Here is a 16,011-nt window from a genome sequence, read left to right on the forward strand (position 1 = left end):
GTAGACGGTGAGCATCATTCTGGCGTCGGTCGGCGATTCGTTCACGACGTTGGCGCAGATCGGCAATCCGACCCCGGAGGCTCCGCCCCTGGCGGACAAGCTCTTACAGTTCGTGCGGTATCTGACCTGGTTCGCGCTCGCGTCCGGCATCGTCAGCATCATCTACGCGGGCGGCAGATTCGCCTGGGAGAAGTGGAGCGGCGGCGGGTTGCAGTCGCCGAAGATGATCGCGGGGGCGATGCTCGGCGGGGTGGTCGCCACCAGCGCGGGCACCATCATGAACACCGTTCTGGAGTTCTGACCGCAGGCGGTCGCGGCGATCCGCGCGGGATCGCCGCCCGTGGCACTCGCCGGTGACTCCGCCGAACTCGGCTCCCCCTGCGATTGCCCCGCTGACCTGCGATTTTCGCTGCGGAGGGCGGTTATACTCCGGTGCGGATCTCGCGGTGCCCGATAGGATCGGAGGCGGAGCAGGATCATGGACGACTGGACCGAGGGCGAGCTCACGGTGTCGCGGCGCACGGCGCTGGGCATCGCGGCGACATCGGTGGCCGCGTTCGGATTGGCGGCATGCGGCGAGCCCGAGCACAGGAATCCCGTCCCCCGGGACGCCGCCACGATCGCCAAGGACGCCTACGAATTCGGGTACCCGCTGGTGCTGATGGACGTCACCCGGATGGCGGCGGAGGCGTCCACGCCCGTCAACCGGTTCGAGCACGCGTCGTCGTTGCCCACCCCGGCGCAGCGCGAGGTGGTGCGGCTGGACCGGGACACCTTGCGGTCGACCGCGTGGCTCGATCTGACGAACGAGCCCATGGTGCTGAGCGTCCCCGCGATGGACCGGGGCCGGTTCTGGCTGGCGCAGGTGCTGGACGCCTGGACGAACAATGTGCACAACCCCAGCGGTCGCCGTCCACAGGCGCGATCGGTGTTGCCGCCGTACACCTACGCGGTGACCGGCCCGGGCTGGTCGGGTGACCTGCCCGCCGGGCTGACCCCGTTGCCGATGCCGACGCCGACGGTGTGGCTGATCGTCCGGATCCAGGTCGACGGCGAGAGCGATCTGCCCGCTGTGCGCTCTTTGCAGCAGCGGTTGCGGCTGGCTCCGTTGAGCGCGTGGGTGGCGGGCACCGAGCCGCCTGCCGCGCCACCCAGGGAGGGGATCGCGCAGCCACCACCGGAGTGGGTCGACGAGATGGACCCGAAGGTGTTCTTCGATCGGATGTGCGCGTTGATGGCGGTCGATCCGCCCGCGCCGGCGGACGAGCCCGCCATGCGGCGCTTCGAGACGATCGGCATCCGGCCGGGAGGCGCGGTCGAAGGCCTCTCGGACGTCGAACTCGCCGCCGCGGTGGACACCGCCCAGCAGCAGATCCCGGTCTATCTGGGCGCACGGACGGTCAACGAGAACGGCTGGCTCATCGACCCCGATGTCGGCCGGTTCGGCACCAACTACCTGCTCCGCGCCGCCATCGCGAGGGTGGCTCTGGGCGCCAGTGCGGCGGAGAACGCCTTCTATCCGACGCTGTTCGCCTCGACCGGCAGCGGTGATGGCGGCACCGGCCGATTCCGGCTGCACTTCGCACCGGGTCAGCTACCGCCCGTCGACAACTTCTGGTCGCTGACCGCCTACGACGCCGACAGCTACCTGGTGCCCAACCCCGCGGAGATCTACGCGGTGGGCCATCCGGAGCCGGTGACGCTCAATCCCGACGGGTCCACCGACATCGCGTTGCAGTACACCGATCCCGGCCCTTCCGTTCCCGCCGGGAACTGGCTGCCCATCCCCGAAGCCGGTCAATTCTCACTGACCCTGCGGATGTACGCGCCGAAGGAGGAGGCCATCCACGGCCGTTGGCGTCCGCCGCCGCTGGTGCCGGTGCCCTGACCCGCACCGCCGCACGTTCCCGGCGGCTCGCCGGTGCTCGGCGCGCTGCGGCGCGAGCACCGCTCAGCGCGCTGACCAGCCATTTTCCCGCCGGAGGTGGCTATACTCCGGAACGGACCCGGCTCGGCGACCGATCGGATCGGAGACGGAACAGGATCATGGACGACCGGACCTACCGTGAATCCGCGCTGTCGCGGCGCACCGTGCTGGGGATGGCGGCGTCGGTGGCCGCGCTCGGCGCGGCGTCGTGCGGCGGATCGGACGAGGACGACTCGGCCCACCCGACGGTGACCAGCGAGGCCGGAGCGATCGCCAAGGACGCCTATGTGTTCGGCTTTCCGCTGGTGCTGATGGACGTCGCCCGGATCGCGGCGGGGGCGTCCACGCCCGTCAACCGGTTCGAGCACGAGACCTCGTTGCCGACCCACGCACAGCGGAACGTGGCGCGGCCGGACCCCGACACGCTGCACTCGACCGCGTGGCTCGACGTGACGAACGAGCCGATGGTGCTGAGCGTCCCCGCGATCGAAGGGGGCCGGTTCTGGCTGGCGCAGGTGCTGGACGCCTGGACGAACAACGTGCACAACCCGAGCAGTGTCCGGCCGCAGGCGCGGTCGGCATCGGCGCCGTTCACCTACGTGGTGACCGGCCCGGGCTGGTCGGGTGCCCTGCCCGAAGGTCTCACGCCCTTGCCGATGCCCACGCCGACGGTGTGGCTGATCGTGCGTATCCAGGTCGACGGCGAGAAGGACCTCTCGGTCGTGCACTCGGTGCAGGAGAGGTTGCGGCTGGTTCCGTTGAGTGCGTGGAGGGCGGGCGCCGAGCCGCCCGCGAGCGCGCCCAGCGGGCAACCGGAGACGCGACGCCCGGTCGATCAGGTCATGGAGATGAACGCGCGCGATTTCTTCGATCGGATGTGCGCGGTGCTTGCGGTCGATCCGCCCGCTCCCGAGGACGAGCCCGCCATGCGCCGCTTCGCGACGATCGGCATCCGGCCCGGCGGCGCGGTCGAAGGCATCTCCGACGGTGAACTGACCGCCGCGGCCGACACCGTGAAGCAGCAGCTCCCGGTGACGATGGGCACGAATACGGTCAACGACAACGGCTGGGTCTCCGACCTCGGGGCGGGCCGGTACGGCACCGACTATCTGCTGCGAGCGGTCACCGCGTACGGCGCGCTCGGCATCCCGCTGCCCGAGGACGCGCATTACCTCTTCACGGCGGTCCCCGGCGGCTCCGGTCCGTTCCGGCTGCACTTCGCCTCGGGCGAGCTGCCGCCGGTGGACGCGTTCTGGTCGCTGGTCGTCTACGATGCCGCCGATTACCTGGTGTCCAATCCGGCCGGGATCTACTCGATCGGTCACCATGTGCCCGTGGTGCTCAACCCGGACGGCTCCCTCGACCTCACACTCCAGCACGATGATCCGGGTTCGGGCATCCCCGACGGCAACTGGCTGCCCGTCCCGAAATCGGACCCATTCTCGGTGACCCTGGCGTTGTTCGCACCGAAAGCGGCCGTCTTGCAGCGGCGTTGGCAGCCACCGCCGCTGATCACGCTCTGACGAGCCGGTCTGCGTTCACCCCGGCGAGGCGATGCGGGGCCGGGCGCGCCGAAAAAAGTAAACAGGTTTTACTAAACGCTGTTCACGAACCCTGGTTCTGTGGTTGCATCTCCTTGACCGTGTCCCCTGCATCGTTGTCAGGTCTGCGCCCAGACCGCCGTAGGAGTTAGCCGTGACCGTGACCACGCCCTCGATCCCCACGGGATTCGACTTCACCGACCCCGACCTGCTGGCCACCCGCCTGCCCATCGGAGAGTTCGCCGAACTGCGCCGCACCGCCCCGGTGTGGTGGTGCGCGCAGCCCGATCGGGCCAGCGGGTTCGACGACGGTGGCTACTGGGTCGTCTCCAAGCTCGCGCACATCAAGGAGATCTCGAAGAATCCCGAGGTGTTCTCCTCGCACGAGAACACCGCCATCATCCGGTTCAACGAGGAGACCACGCGCGAGCAGATCGACATGCTCGGCGACATGCTGCTGCTCAACCTCGATCCGCCCAAGCACACCAAGACCCGCCGCATCATCTCCAAGGGCTTCACCCCGCGCGCGGTGGAGAGCCTGCGCGCCGCGCTGACCGAACGCGCCGCGCGGATCGTGCACGAGGCGAAGAAGTCCGGCAGCGGCGACTTCGTCGAACAGGTCGCCTGCGAACTGCCGTTGCAGGCCATCGCCGAGCTGCTCGGCATCCCGCAGGAGGACCGGAAGAAGATCTTCGACTGGTCCAACCAGATGATCTCCTACGACGACCCGGAGTTCGACGGCGATCACCACGCCGCCACCGCCGAGGTGATGGGCTACGCCTGGAACATGGCCGAGCAGCGGCGCGCCTGCCCGGCCGAGGACATCGTCACCCAGCTGGTCAACGCCGACATCGACGGCGAGCACCTCGGCTCGGACGAGTTCGCGTTCTTCGTCATCCTGCTGTCGGTCGCGGGCAACGAGACCACGCGCAATTCGATCACCCACGGCATGAAAGCGTTCGTGGACCACCCCGAGCAGTGGGAGATCTACCGGCAGCAGCGCCCGCGCACCGCCCCCGACGAGATCGTCCGGTGGGCCACACCGGTCACCGCGTTCCAGCGCACCGCGACCCAGGACACCGTGCTCGGCGGCCAGGAGATCGAGAAGGGGCAGCGGCTCGGATTGTTCTACAGCTCGGCCAATTTCGACGAGGAGGCCTTCGCGGATCCGTTCACCTTCGACGTGCTGCGCGATCCCAATCCGCACGTGGGTTTCGGCGGCACCGGCACGCACTACTGCGTCGGCGCGAACCTGGCCAGGCTGCAGATCGATCTGATGTTCAACGCCATCGCCGACGTGATGCCCAACCTGCGGCAGGTCGCCGAGCCGGTGCGGCTGCGGTCGGGCTGGCTGAACGGAATCAAGCGCTGGGAAGTCGAATACGCTTGAATCGATCGGTGCAACAGTCCAGACCACGGGGTCGCGCGCCGGTGGTGACCGACACCGATATCCGGCGGGTGGCCAGCGCGCTGCTGGTCGAACGCGGGCCCGATGCGGTCACCCTGCGCGCCATCGCGCGCGAACTCGGAGTCACCGCGCCCGCGCTGTACCGGTACTACAACTCGCTGGAAGACCTGCTGGAGCGGCTGCGGCTGGACTTCTGCGCCGACCTGGCGGCGGAACTGACCGCCGAGATCGCCACCCTGCCCGACGACGGCGCCGTGCAGTTCTTCGCCATCTGCCGTGGCTTCCGGCGCTGGGCGCTGACGCACACCAGGGAGTTCACCCTGGTGTTCGCCTCGCCCGGCGCCGGGCAGGCCCGCGCGCTGCGCCGCTTCGACGAGCCCTTCGGCCGGGTCTTCCTGGCCGCGGCGGGCAGGCTGCTGGCCACCTACGACATCGTCACGCCGTCCACCGACGTCATTCCGCCGGAGCTGCGCGAGGACCTGGTGCACTTCCAGACCGAGCTGCTGGCCGCGCTGTCGGAGTCGAGCCAGAAATTCCCCGCCGAGAAACTGGATCTCGGGGTGACCTATCTGATGATCCAGATCTGGGCGCGGCTCTACGGGCACGTCACACTCGAGGTCTTCGGGAACTACCCGATCCCGCTGGACAATCCGGAGATCCTGTTCGACGCGATGCTCGCCGATCTGGGCCGCACGGCGGGCTTGCTCACCGAGTGAGACCGGGCTAGATGCGGGCGCCCTTGGCCCGGTTGCACGCGCGGCACAGGATCTGGAGGTTCGCCGCGCTGGTCGCGCCACCGCGGCTGAGCGGAATGATGTGGTCGAACTCCAGGTAGTGCCCGTCGCCGCATTCGACGCATCGACCGCCGTCGCGCTGCCACACCTGCGCCTTCACCTCCTGCGAAATGCTGCGGGTATCACGCTGGCCCGGAGTGAGGACGAGACGTTTGGCCACGCGCAGCGCGCCTTCCAGCGCGGCCGACACGTAGTCCGGATCGTCGACGGCGAACGTCGCGCCGCCGCGCGCCGAGGTGGCCGCGATCACCACCGCGCCTTGCTCCGCTCGCACGGAAACCACCCGTGACCAAGGCATCTCGATACCGGTGTCGGCGCCGACGAAACGCAGCTTCTTGTTGCTGCCGATCAGCCTGCCCTCGGTGAGCTTCGGGCCGCGCGCGAGCTGACGGACGTGCGTCGCGGGCAGGTCCAGATGCACCTTCTCCTCGGGGTCCAGGTGCAGCCCGGGCGTGCGCACCACCGGCAGGTCGCCCGTGCGCAACCGATAGAGGGTGTTGCCGCGATGCATCCGTCTGCGCAGGTCATCGATCAGCGGTCCGCCGAGGCCGAGTTCGGTGACCGCCTGCTCGAACAGTTCCAGTTCCGCGTGCCTGACCTCGCCGTCGGCGAAGGCGAAGGTGACCAGCCGCTCCACATAGCTGAGCGCCGCGTCGCGCAACGCCGCGCGTCCGGCTTCGGCGTCGATCCGCTGATAACGCAACGACGCCCACAGCGCCGCCCACTCGGGGCCACGCGGACCGTGGCCGGTGAGCACCCGCCAGGCCCGGGTGTGCCAATGGACGAGGTATTCCTCGATCTCCTCGGCACACCTCTGGCACGGGGCGAACCCGCCGAAGAACTTGCGGCGCAGCGGGCTTGCGCAGCGAGCGCAGTGGCGGTCGCCGCGCGGAGGGGGCAGATACCGGTCCTCGGTCCATCCTGCGCCGTCCCACCAGCGCATGCGCTGCGGGTTCTCCGGATCCGGGTGCCAGTCCGCGCGTTCGGGGTCCGGGGGCGGTGGGGGAGGTGCGCTTTCGGGGGTGTAGCGGTTGAGATCGACCGGACGAGGAGTGCGTGGGAGGGGAGCGGTGTCGGCGCGGCCGAGCACTTCGGTGCGTGGCCATGCGGGGGTGCCGGGGCGTGGCGCTTCGGGCCCTTCGGATCGCCCAGGTGGGTTCTCGGCTCGGTGGTCGTGCTCGCGGACGCGTTGCACCGGAGCGTGTTCGGCGGCGACGTTCGATGCGTCCGTTCGCTCGGCCGCGGCGGATTCCCCGTTCCTGCGTGACTGGCCGGAGGAGAACGACCCGTGCGGGAGGTGCCGGGACTGGGCGAAGTCGTGGCGATCGGCCGAGCCGAGGCCGGAGTCGGCGGCGGCCTGGAGTCGTTCGCGAGCCGGTGTCGCCGATCGGTGCACCCGGAACGGATTGGTGGGATGGGTGGTGCGGGCGGGCGCCGACGGGTCGTCGACCTGCACGCCGAACTCGCCGACCAACCCGGCCAGCCCGCTGGACCAGCCCTGTCCGATCGCCCGGAACCGCCACTGCCCGTCGCGGCGGTAGAACTCGCCGAACATCAGCGCCGAGACCGCGTCCGCGTCATCGATCTCGAACGCCGCGACCACCCCGTCGACCGAGTGCACGGCGACGGTCAGCTCCCGGATGTCGCCGAAGGTGCTTCCCTCCACCGATCCGGAGACGACGATGCGCTCGACGTCCGCTTCGGTGCGCGGCAGCGAGACGCTCAGCCGCGCGGTGCCCGGCGCGGGTTCCTGATCGAGCGTGACCGCCTGCGAGACGTGCCGCGGCGCGTTGTAGAACACCAGGTCCCGATCCGAGCGGACCGTGCCGTTCGCGTCCAGCAGCAAGGCGTGCGCGTCCACCGCGTGCTCCGATCGCCATGAAACAACCACGGCTAGAAGGGATGTCGGTACCGCTGCGTTCGCGCCCTTGCTGAGTTTCATTGTGCTCGAACTATGCCACGCCCCTCCGACACGCCGAACGCGCGAGGGGAGGTCCTTCGGCGGGGCGTGCGGCACAGTGTTCCCCATGACGAACCCGAAACGCCCGGGTCGTAAGCCGCCGACCCCGAGACTGCCCAGCGGGCGCGTGCCCGGCCCCGCCGACGTCCTCGCCGCCGCCCAGGCGGCGGTCGAAGCGGCGCAGACGGCCGCGGGCCAAGCACTGGAAGCCGCCCAGCTCACCGCGACCTCGGCGTTCGACACGGCAGTCCGGCTGCCGCCCGCGTCCGCGCAGCTGGCCGCCCAACTGCCCGGCCTCATCGAGAGCCTCTCGACCGCGATCGAGCGGCTCAACTCGACCATCGATCGGCTCGACCGCACCCTGGCCCTGGCCGACCCGGCCTTCGCTGCCTACGACCGGCTGCTGCCCCGGCTGGAGGCGATGATCTCGCTCGGTGAGGACGTGTTCGGGCGTCTGGCGAGACTGCCCGGAATCGCTTTGCTCGGCAAGCTGACCGGCCTGAGCGCGGCCGAAGAACAACCCGCTGAGCAGCCCCCCCGGCGAAAGCCGGCGAAGCGGCGCAAATAGTCGAGAAGGACGCTCGCGTTCAGCGGTGCGCGTGGTCGGCGGCCGCGCGCAACGTGGCGGCCGCCTTGAGCAGGACCTCGTGGTACTCGTCGGCGGGGTCGGAGTCGAGCACGATGGCGCCGCCAGCCCCGATCCGCCAGTGTCCGCCGTAGCGCACGGCGGTGCGGATCACGATGTTGAGGTCCGCGGTGCCACCGAGCCCGAGGAAACCGATCGTGCCCGAATAGACCCCGCGCGCTTCGGTTTCCAGCGCATCGATGATCTCCATGGTGCGCAGCTTCGGCGCGCCGGTCATCGAGCCGCCGGGAAAACAGGCGCGCAGGCAATCGACCACGCCGACCTCCGGGCGCAGCCTGCCGCGCACCGTCGAGACCAGTTGGTGCACGGTCGCGTACTGCTCGGTGGCCATCAGCTTCGGGACATACACACTGCCGATCTCGCAGACCCGGCCCAGATCGTTGCGCAGCAGATCGACGATCATGAGATTCTCCGCCCTGGTCTTCGGGCTGTCGGCCAGCTCCCGGCGCAGGCGCTCGTCCTGCTCGGGTGTCGCGCCGCGCGGCGCGGTCCCCTTGATCGGCTTGCTCTCCACGATGCGGCGGCGGTCGACCTTCAAGAAGCGCTCCGGCGACGAGCAGGCGATGTCCAGGTCGTCGAAGCGCAGGTAGGCGGCGTACGGGGCGGGGTTGCACCGGCGCAGCGTGCGGTAGAAATCGAGGCCGTCGGCCGCGGTGGCGGGGATCGTGGCGCTGTCGGTCAAGTTGATCTCGTAGGACTCGCCGGCGTGCAACCGCTCCTGGCAGACCGCGATGTCGGCGAGATAGCGCTCCCGGCCGCGGGTGAGCAGGGGCTCGACGGCGTCATCGTCCGGCGGCACCTCGAGCGGCGGCGGATTCGTCCAGGTCGGGAGGGTGTTCAGGGTTTCGCGGGTGTCGCGCAGCCAGTCGGCGGCGGATCGGGCGGTCTCCACGTCGTCGCTCAGCGCCAGCAGGTGCGTGCGCCCGCCGACGTGGTCGACCACCACCATCCGGTCGGCGAAGATCCACTGGGCGTCCGGGGTCGGCGCGCGGTGAACCGCGTTCCCACCGCAGTCGGCTTTCACCTCGTAACCGAGATAACCGACGTAGCCGCCGACGAAATCGAAGGGCAGGTCGGGCAATTCGAGCCGGCGCGCGCGCAGTTCGGCGGCCAGGAAATCGAGGATGCCGCCCGGGGCGGTGCGCCGATGCCCGTCGGAGGACTCGACGGTCACCTCGCCGTCGCCCACGCGATAGCGCAGCACCTCGGCCAGTGGACCGCTCGCGTCGCCCAGGAAGGAGAACCGGTCGGCTCCGGGCTCCACATGCTCGCTGTCGAGCCAGAACGCCGTCGGGGAGTTGCCGTACAACTGCACGAACGCGCGCTCGGTATCGATCGGCCGTTCGAGCACGGCCCGCTGGAGCCGGTAGGTCCGCGGTACGGAACGCATCGGGCCCGTGCGCCCAGCGGATGACGCGCGATCGAGCTCGACGGCCGCGGCGGGGAACTGCTCGGCCGCGAGCGGCACGGGCGAGGCCGCGTCGGGAGGGGGGAATCGTGCCGGGACCGGCTCCGCCACGCGATCACGCGCCGGGATGATCGACGGGTTCCCCACCGTGGAGGCACGCCTGCTCCGATGCGCGGCGGTGAGCTTGGCGAAGTTGCGCAGCAGCGCCGCGCCGAACTCGCTCGCGATTGATTCCGGATGGAACTGCACGCCCCACTGCGGGCGCGCGCGGTGCCGAACGCCCATCACGACGCCGTCACCGGACAGCGCGGTGATCTCCAGATCGTCCGGCAGCGGTCGCAGCGCGCACAGCGAGTGATAGCGCACCGCGGTGAAGCCCTGCGGAATCCCAGCGAACAGGTCGCGGTCGTCGTGCTGGATGCGATCGAGATACCCGTGCCTGGCGGCGGGCGCCTCGGCGACCACGCCGCCCGCCGCGACCACGATGCCTTGGTGGCCCAGGCACACCCCGAGCAACGGCAGGTCGCTCTCGCCGATCACCGCCGTGGAGATTCCCATGTCGCGTGCCACGCCCGGCCGTCCCGGTCCGGGCGAGACCACGACGTTGTCGAAGCGTCCCAGATCGAGTTCGGCGACCGTGCGCGCCTCGTCGTTGCGCACGACCGCCGGCTCGACGCCGTTCACCTCGCTGATCAGCTGGTACAGGTTGTAGGTGAACGAGTCGTAGTTGTCGATCAACAGCGTGTGCATGGTTCTGGAAACCCTACGCCGCACCGGTCGGAGCTAACTGTTGTCGTCTGCCTTCAGTTCGGGTCGGCGGGTGGTGCACAATGTGGTGCATGTCTGTTGCGCAACCGGTCGATGTGGATCCCGCCGTCGTCGACTTCACCGTCGTCGGAAAGTGGATGGATGAGCAGGGTCTGTCCGGGGGTGCGTTCGAGGATGTGATCGCGCTCGGTGGCGGAACGCAGAACATCATGCTCCGCTTCACGCGCGGCGGCCGCACGTACGTGCTGCGCCGCGGCCCGAAGCACCTGCGCGCCAAGAGCAACGACGTGATCCGGCGCGAGGCCAGGCTGCTCGGCGCGCTGGGCGGCACCGAGGTCCGCGCGCCGAGGGTGATCGCGGCCTGCGCCGACGAGTCGGTGCTCGGCGCGGTCTTCTACCTGATGGAGCCGATCCACGGTTTCAATCCGCAGAACGAACTGCCCGAATTGCACGCGGGCGATCCGGAAGTTCGCAGGCAGATGGGCCTGTCGGCGGTCGAAGCCATCGCGCGGCTCGGTGCGCTGGACTACCAGGCGCTCGGCTTGGCCGACTACGGCAAGCCGGAGGGCTTTCTGGAGCGCCAGGTGCCGCGCTGGCTCGGCGAGCTGGAGTCGTACTCGGCCAACGAGGGCTACCCCGGTCCGGAGATTCCCGGCGTGGCGGCGGTGGGCGAGTGGCTGGACCGCAATCGCCCCGCGCAGTGGACTCCCGGCATCCTGCACGGTGACTGCCATCTGGCGAACATGATGTTCGAGTTCGACGGCCCGCAGGTGGCGGCGATGGTCGACTGGGAGATGTCCACCATCGGCGACCCGCTGCTGGACCTGGGCTGGCAGATCGCCACCCGCCCGGAGCCCGGCACCACCGGCGCCGCGCTGGTCGGCAAGCTCGGCGCGGTCGGCGGTCTGCCGACGGCCGAGGAGATGATCGCGCACTACGGGCAGTTCTCCGATCGCGACCTCAGCGCGATGCCCTGGTACACCGTGCTGGCCTGCTTCAAGCTCGGCATCGTCCTGGAGGGCACGCACGCCCGCGCCTTCGCGGGCAAGGCCCCCAAGCAGGTCGGCGACTTCCTGCACGCGATCACACTGGAACTCTTCGAGCGGGCGCGGCGGCTGATGGAGTGACTGTCGGGATGTGCCCGATAGTTGACCGGATATCGGTGGAAGGCGCTGTCCGGCCGCGCCTAGGTTGAGCGCATGCCGATCGTTCCCGATGTCAAGGACTGGACCTGGGTGCTGAGCCGCCCCTGTCCCGAATGCGGTTTCGACGCCGCCGCGACCGCCTACGAAGCCGTGCCCGCGCTGATCCGGGAGACGGCCGTCCGTTTCGCCGCGGTGCTCGACCGCCCCGGCATGCGCGCGCGGCCGGACGAATCGACTTGGTCGGCGCTGGAGTACGGCGCTCACGTGCGCGACGTGTGCCGCATGTCCGGCACTCGCCTCGGCCTGATGCTGACCGATGACTCCGACGGGGAGCCGCCGCGTTTCCCGAACTGGGATCAGGACGCGGCCGCGGCCACCGACCGCTACAACGAGCAGGAGCCGGCCGTGGTGGCCGGGGAACTGGCCGAGGCCGCCGATCGCGCGGCGCTGGCTTTCGAATCGGTGCCACCCGAACGCCGCGGTCTGCGCGGTGCGCGCAGTGACGGAGCGGAGTTCACGGTGGAGTCGTTCGCCCGGTACATCCTCCATGATCTCCTGCACCATGTGCACGACGTTCGCGGGTGAACGCATCGCCGAACTGTAACGCGTTCGGCGTCAACGTCACGCTTTGCCGACGAATTTTCCGACCGGTACTAGAACGCGTTACATTTTTCTCGTACTGTGGGTGCAGTCACATGAAAGCACGTGCATGCGAGAGGGTCGACAGGAATGAAGACGAAGGGCGCGATCCTGTGGGGGATCGACCAGCCGTGGTCGGTGGAGGAGATCGAGGTCGGTGACCCGGTCGCCGGCGAGGTGCAGATCCGGATGGAAACCGCCGGTATGTGCCACTCCGATCACCACATCGTGACCGGCGCGACCCCGATGCCGTCCTTCCCCGTCATGGGCGGGCACGAGGGCGCGGGCGTGATCACCGAGCTCGGCCCGAACTGCCCGGCCGACCTCCAGGTCGGCGACCATGTGATCCTGTCGTTCATCCCCGCCTGCGGCCGCTGTCCGGCCTGCGTGGCAGGACACATGGCGCTGTGCGACCTGGGCGCAGGCCTGCTGATGGGGCAGGCGATCAGCGACGGCACCTACCGCATCCAGGCCCGCGGCGAGAACGTCATCCCGATGTGCCTGCTGGGCACCTTCGCGCCGTACATGACGGTGCACCACACCTCCGTGGTGAAGATCGATCCGAGCATTCCGTTCGAGGTGGCCTGCCTGGTCGGCTGTGGCGTCCCCACCGGTTTCGGCTCCTCCACCCACGTGGCGCAGGTGGCGCCGGGCGAGACCGTGGTGATCGCGGGCATCGGCGGCGTCGGCATGAGCGCGTTGCAGGGCGCGGTGCTGTCGGGCGCGTCGAAGGTGGTGGCCATCGACCCGAACCCGTGGAAGCGCGAGCAGGCGCAGAAGTTCGGCGCCACGCACACCTACGAGAGCATGGCCGCCGCGATCATGCCGCTGTTGGAGGCCACCGAGGGTCGAATGGCCGAGAAGGTCATCCTGACCATGGGCGAGATGCACGGCGAGTACATCGAGGAGGGCCTGATCCTCACCTCGAAGGCGGGCACCCTGGTGGTCACCTCGATGGGCCGGATGGACGAGAACGACGTCAAGCTCAACAGCTTCCTGCTGTCGATGTTGCAGAAGACGGTGAAGGGCTGCATCTTCGGCGGTGGCAACGCCCGCCAGGACGCGCCGCGCCTGCTGTCGCTGTACAAGGCCGGCCAGCTCAACCTGGACGACATGGTCACCCGCAGCTACTCCCTGGAAGAGATCAACCAGGGCTACCAGGACATGCTGGACGGCAAGAACATTCGCGGGATCATCAAGTACACCGAGGCCGACTGGTAGAGAGCCCTCACCGCCGCTCGGCGAGCGCGGTGACAATCCGTGCGATCAGGTCGTACGGCACCGGTTCGCCGAGCCGGAACCGCAGCGTTCCCTTGCCCGCCCGGTACGGCTCGAGCTCGCGTGCCAACGCGGGATCGCCGTCCGGGATCGGGTAGAGGCTGACGTGCTGCTTCCACCCCGCGAAGTGCACGACGTTGCGGCCGTGCAACCGGAAGGTGGGTATGTCGTAGCTGATCACCTCGGTGGCCTCCGGCAGGGCGTCCTGGATGGTGCGCCGGATCGCGTCGAGGATGCCGCGCGCGTCGTCGGGGAACGCCGCGAGATACGCGTCCACGGTGGCCGGTCGGTCTGCCACGAGCTTCCTCGATTCCACGGTCGGTAGCTGGTCGGCGAGTGCCTCCCGAGTGTAGGCAGCCGGTACGCCGGACAGCGGTTCGCGAGAGGCCCGGCGCGGCGCCGGAGTTCAGATCCGGCAGCGCAGCAGGGCTTCGCGCAGGTTGCGGCTGCGGATGTCGTCGAGGACGGCAAGGCCCAGCCGGTTCATCGTGTAACCGAAGCCAAGGCCGGTGGCCGGGTCGGCGAAGCCGAACGAACCGCCGAGGCCCGTGGTGCCGTAGGCGCGTTTGTCGGAGCCGAAGCGGAAGCTACCGCGCGACTTGCGGAAGCCGAGGTGGTAGCGGCTCTTGGTGTGCAGCACCAAGTCCTCGGCGGGGACGTCGTCGGCGGTGCGGCCGGTGGCGAGCCGGTCCAGCAGCGCGTCGTCGATCGGGAGCGCGCCGGTGCGACCGGCGGCCGCGCCGTAGACCTCGGCCAGCGCGCGGGCGTTGCCCACCCCGTTGGACCCGGGCATTCCACCTCGAGGAACTCGCGCCGGGTCGCCCGCGCCGGAGCCCCGCAGCGCGGGTTGGTCAGCGCCGCGTGCGACAGCCCGCGTCCGGCGTAGATCTCCGCACCGATCCGCAGCGGGATATCGCGCTCGTAGCGCAACACGTCCAGGCCGCGGGTGGCCGACATCGCGGCGACGCGGTCCATGCTCTGCTCGGCGGGCAGACCGATGTGGAAATCGACACCGAGCGGTGCGGCGATGTCCTCGGCGAAGATCCGCCCGAGCGTGCGGTGGTGCGGGTCGACGCGGCGCAGCAACTCGCCCTGGTACAGGCCGAGGGTGATCGCGTGATAACCGTGCCTGGTGCCGGGCCGCCAAGCCGGTTTCTGCGCCGCGAGAATGTGTGCGAGGCCGTCCAGGTCGGCGATCTGGGGCAGCCGCACGATCTCGCTGAGGCCGGACAGCCCGGCCTGGTGGTCGATCAGCTGGCGCACCGTGATCGCCTCCTTGCCGTGGGCGGCGAACTCCGGCCAGTACTTCGCCACCGGCTGCTCGTAGTCGAGCAGACCCTTGGTTACCGCGGTGGCGACGGTGAACGCCGCCATGCCCTTGGTCGAGGAGAACACCGGAACGATCGTGTCCCGCTCCCAGGGCAGCGTGCGCCGGCGATCACGGAAGCCGGCCCACAGGTCGACCACGGGGCGTTCACCGGCGTAGACCGCTACGGCGGCGCCGATTTCGCCGTGGCGCTCGAAGTTGCGGCGGAAGGCGTCGGCGACCGGTTCGAAACCAGATGCGACCTCGCCGTGAACAGTGGGCTTTTCACTCATGGCGAGTCGATGGTAGCTACCCGGTTCTCGTAGGCTCGCAGGGTGCGTTCACTCGAGCAGATTCGGGAATGGCCGGTTCGGCACGCGGCGGCCGCGGTGGTCACCGCCGACGGCGGCGTCGCGAGCGAAGGCGATGTCGAGCGGGTGTTCCCGCTCGCGTCGGTGACCAAGCCGCTGGTCGCCTACGCCGTGCTCGTCGCGGTGGAGGAGGGCGCGGTCGACCTCGACCAGCCCGCCGGACCGCCCGGCGCCACGGTGCGTCATCTGCTGGCGCACGCCTCGGGACTAGCGTTCGACACCACCGACATCCAGGCGTCGCCCGGCTCCCGGCGGATCTACTCCAGCGCGGGTTTCGAAGTGCTCGCCGAATTCCTCACCGCGCAGACCGGGATCGCGTTCGACGAGTACCTGCGCGACGCCGTGTTCGAGCCGCTGGGCATGACCGCTTCGGTCCTGGCCGGTCCGGCCGGGCATGCGGGCCGGTCCAGCGCGGCGGACCTGGCCCGCTTCGCCGCCGAATTGCTGAACCCCCGGTTGATCTCGGCGCAGACGCACGCGGAGGCCACCTCCGTCCAGTTCCCCGGCCTGAACGGCGTGCTGCCCGGCTACGGTTCGCAGCGCCCCAACGACTGGGGACTCGGCTTCGAAATCCGCGACGGCAAGTCTCCGCACTGGACCGGTGGCACGAATTCGCCACAAACCTATGGACATTTCGGCCAATCCGGGACATTTTTATGGGTTGACCCGAAATCGGGGTTGGCGTGTCTCGCCTTGAGCGACGAGAATTTCGGCGACTGGGCGCGGGCGGCCTGGCCACCACTGAGCGACGCCGTGATCGCGGAGGCGACAGCCGGTCGCAACACGGTCGCGAAGTAACACGCGTAACTTCGGGCACTCC

14 protein-coding genes and 1 pseudogene are annotated in these 16,011 nt (G+C 69.4%); 10 read left to right on the top strand and 5 right to left on the bottom strand.

Going from position 1 to position 16,011, the window contains the following annotated elements:
- The first annotated feature begins 7 nt into the window (after positions 1–7).
- The 5 genes from ON29_RS09025 (at position 8) to ON29_RS09045 (ending at position 5,592) form a co-directional block, all read left to right on the top strand.
- A complete protein-coding gene (locus tag ON29_RS09025) occupies positions 8–301 on the top strand; it encodes a hypothetical protein (RefSeq protein WP_040865713.1) in 294 nt (97 codons plus the stop codon).
- A 177-nt stretch (positions 302–478) separates the two neighbouring features.
- Positions 479–1,888, top strand: coding sequence for a DUF1254 domain-containing protein (locus tag ON29_RS09030; RefSeq protein ID WP_040865714.1), 1,410 nt, complete (start codon positions 479–481; stop codon positions 1,886–1,888).
- Positions 1,889–2,046: 158 nt separating this feature from the next.
- The gene (locus tag ON29_RS09035) at positions 2,047–3,450 is read left to right on the top strand and encodes a DUF1254 domain-containing protein (RefSeq protein ID WP_040865827.1); all 1,404 of its coding nucleotides are present in this window, start codon (positions 2,047–2,049) and stop codon (positions 3,448–3,450) included.
- Between the two features lie 178 nt (positions 3,451–3,628).
- Complete coding sequence (locus ON29_RS09040; protein ID WP_040865828.1) at positions 3,629–4,858, top strand: cytochrome P450; 1,230 nt, start codon at positions 3,629–3,631, stop codon at positions 4,856–4,858.
- An 8-nt stretch (positions 4,859–4,866) separates the two neighbouring features.
- The gene (locus tag ON29_RS09045; RefSeq protein ID WP_040865715.1) at positions 4,867–5,592 is read left to right on the top strand and encodes a TetR/AcrR family transcriptional regulator; all 726 of its coding nucleotides are present in this window, start codon (positions 4,867–4,869) and stop codon (positions 5,590–5,592) included.
- 7 nt (positions 5,593–5,599) lie between these two features.
- Here ON29_RS09045 and ON29_RS09050 read toward each other — a convergent pair whose 3' ends face one another.
- Entirely contained in the window at positions 5,600–7,699 is a 2,100-nt protein-coding gene (locus ON29_RS09050; protein ID WP_373283856.1) for a TerD family protein, read from the bottom strand.
- On the opposite strand from ON29_RS09050, the gene ON29_RS09055 reads away from it, so the two are divergent.
- Entirely contained in the window at positions 7,698–8,198 is a 501-nt protein-coding gene (locus tag ON29_RS09055) for a hypothetical protein (RefSeq protein WP_174371798.1), read from the top strand. The two genes, ON29_RS09050 and ON29_RS09055, sit on opposite strands and share 2 nt — an antisense overlap.
- 19 nt (positions 8,199–8,217) lie before the next feature.
- On the opposite strand, the gene pabB is transcribed toward ON29_RS09055, so the two are convergent.
- Positions 8,218–10,434 (bottom strand): aminodeoxychorismate synthase component I, encoded by a 2,217-nt coding sequence (gene pabB / locus ON29_RS09060; protein ID WP_040865717.1) that lies wholly within the window; start codon positions 10,432–10,434, stop codon positions 8,218–8,220.
- Positions 10,435–10,523: 89 nt separating this feature from the next.
- On the opposite strand from pabB, the gene ON29_RS09065 reads away from it, so the two are divergent.
- The 3 genes from ON29_RS09065 (at position 10,524) to ON29_RS09075 (ending at position 13,457) form a co-directional block, all read left to right on the top strand.
- Positions 10,524–11,579, top strand: coding sequence for a phosphotransferase family protein (locus tag ON29_RS09065; RefSeq protein WP_040865718.1), 1,056 nt, complete (start codon positions 10,524–10,526; stop codon positions 11,577–11,579).
- 72 nt (positions 11,580–11,651) lie between these two features.
- Positions 11,652–12,182 carry a DinB family protein gene (locus ON29_RS09070; protein WP_040865719.1) on the top strand — a complete coding sequence of 177 codons (531 nt, stop codon included), beginning with the start codon at positions 11,652–11,654 and terminating at the stop codon, positions 12,180–12,182.
- Positions 12,183–12,326: 144 nt separating this feature from the next.
- Positions 12,327–13,457 carry an NDMA-dependent alcohol dehydrogenase gene (locus tag ON29_RS09075; protein ID WP_040865720.1) on the top strand — a complete coding sequence of 377 codons (1,131 nt, stop codon included), beginning with the start codon at positions 12,327–12,329 and terminating at the stop codon, positions 13,455–13,457.
- A gap of 7 nt (positions 13,458–13,464) precedes the next feature.
- Here the strand turns inward: ON29_RS09075 and ON29_RS09080 are convergent, their stop codons facing one another.
- The 3 genes and pseudogenes from ON29_RS09080 to ON29_RS36925 all read right to left on the bottom strand — a co-directional run.
- On the bottom strand, positions 13,465–13,812 hold the full coding sequence (locus tag ON29_RS09080) for an iron chaperone (protein WP_040865830.1): 348 nt from the start codon (positions 13,810–13,812) through the stop codon (positions 13,465–13,467).
- Positions 13,813–13,920: 108 nt separating this feature from the next.
- Positions 13,921–14,355, bottom strand: coding sequence for a serine hydrolase (locus ON29_RS36920; protein WP_245548882.1), 435 nt, complete (start codon positions 14,353–14,355; stop codon positions 13,921–13,923).
- Between the two features lie 161 nt (positions 14,356–14,516).
- Positions 14,517–15,113, bottom strand: a pseudogene (locus ON29_RS36925) (serine hydrolase domain-containing protein); the annotation flags it as partial.
- Positions 15,114–15,155: 42 nt separating this feature from the next.
- Here ON29_RS36925 and ON29_RS09090 point away from each other — a divergent pair.
- Positions 15,156–15,989 carry a serine hydrolase domain-containing protein gene (locus ON29_RS09090; RefSeq protein ID WP_040865721.1) on the top strand — a complete coding sequence of 278 codons (834 nt, stop codon included), beginning with the start codon at positions 15,156–15,158 and terminating at the stop codon, positions 15,987–15,989.
- Positions 15,990–16,011 lie beyond the last annotated feature (22 nt).

The sequence above is a fragment of the Nocardia exalbida NBRC 100660 genome (assembly GCF_000308575.1).
GTDB classification, from domain to species: Bacteria; Actinomycetota; Actinomycetes; order Mycobacteriales; family Mycobacteriaceae; genus Nocardia; species Nocardia exalbida.

What these genes read in the sequence shown, in the direction of transcription:
- ON29_RS09065 (WP_040865718.1), top strand. Translation starts at nt 10,524, where the DNA reads ATGTCTGTTGCGCAACCGGTCGATGTGGATCCCGCCGTCGTCGACTTC.
- pabB (WP_040865717.1), bottom strand. Translation starts at nt 10,434, where the DNA reads ATGCACACGCTGTTGATCGACAACTACGACTCGTTCACCTACAACCTG.
- ON29_RS09070 (WP_040865719.1), top strand. Translation starts at nt 11,652, where the DNA reads ATGCCGATCGTTCCCGATGTCAAGGACTGGACCTGGGTGCTGAGCCGC.
- ON29_RS09050 (WP_373283856.1), bottom strand. Translation starts at nt 7,699, where the DNA reads ATGGGGAACACTGTGCCGCACGCCCCGCCGAAGGACCTCCCCTCGCGC.
- ON29_RS09035 (WP_040865827.1), top strand. Translation starts at nt 2,047, where the DNA reads ATGGACGACCGGACCTACCGTGAATCCGCGCTGTCGCGGCGCACCGTG.
- ON29_RS09030 (WP_040865714.1), top strand. Translation starts at nt 479, where the DNA reads ATGGACGACTGGACCGAGGGCGAGCTCACGGTGTCGCGGCGCACGGCG.
- ON29_RS09055 (WP_174371798.1), top strand. Translation starts at nt 7,698, where the DNA reads ATGACGAACCCGAAACGCCCGGGTCGTAAGCCGCCGACCCCGAGACTG.
- ON29_RS09075 (WP_040865720.1), top strand. Translation starts at nt 12,327, where the DNA reads ATGAAGACGAAGGGCGCGATCCTGTGGGGGATCGACCAGCCGTGGTCG.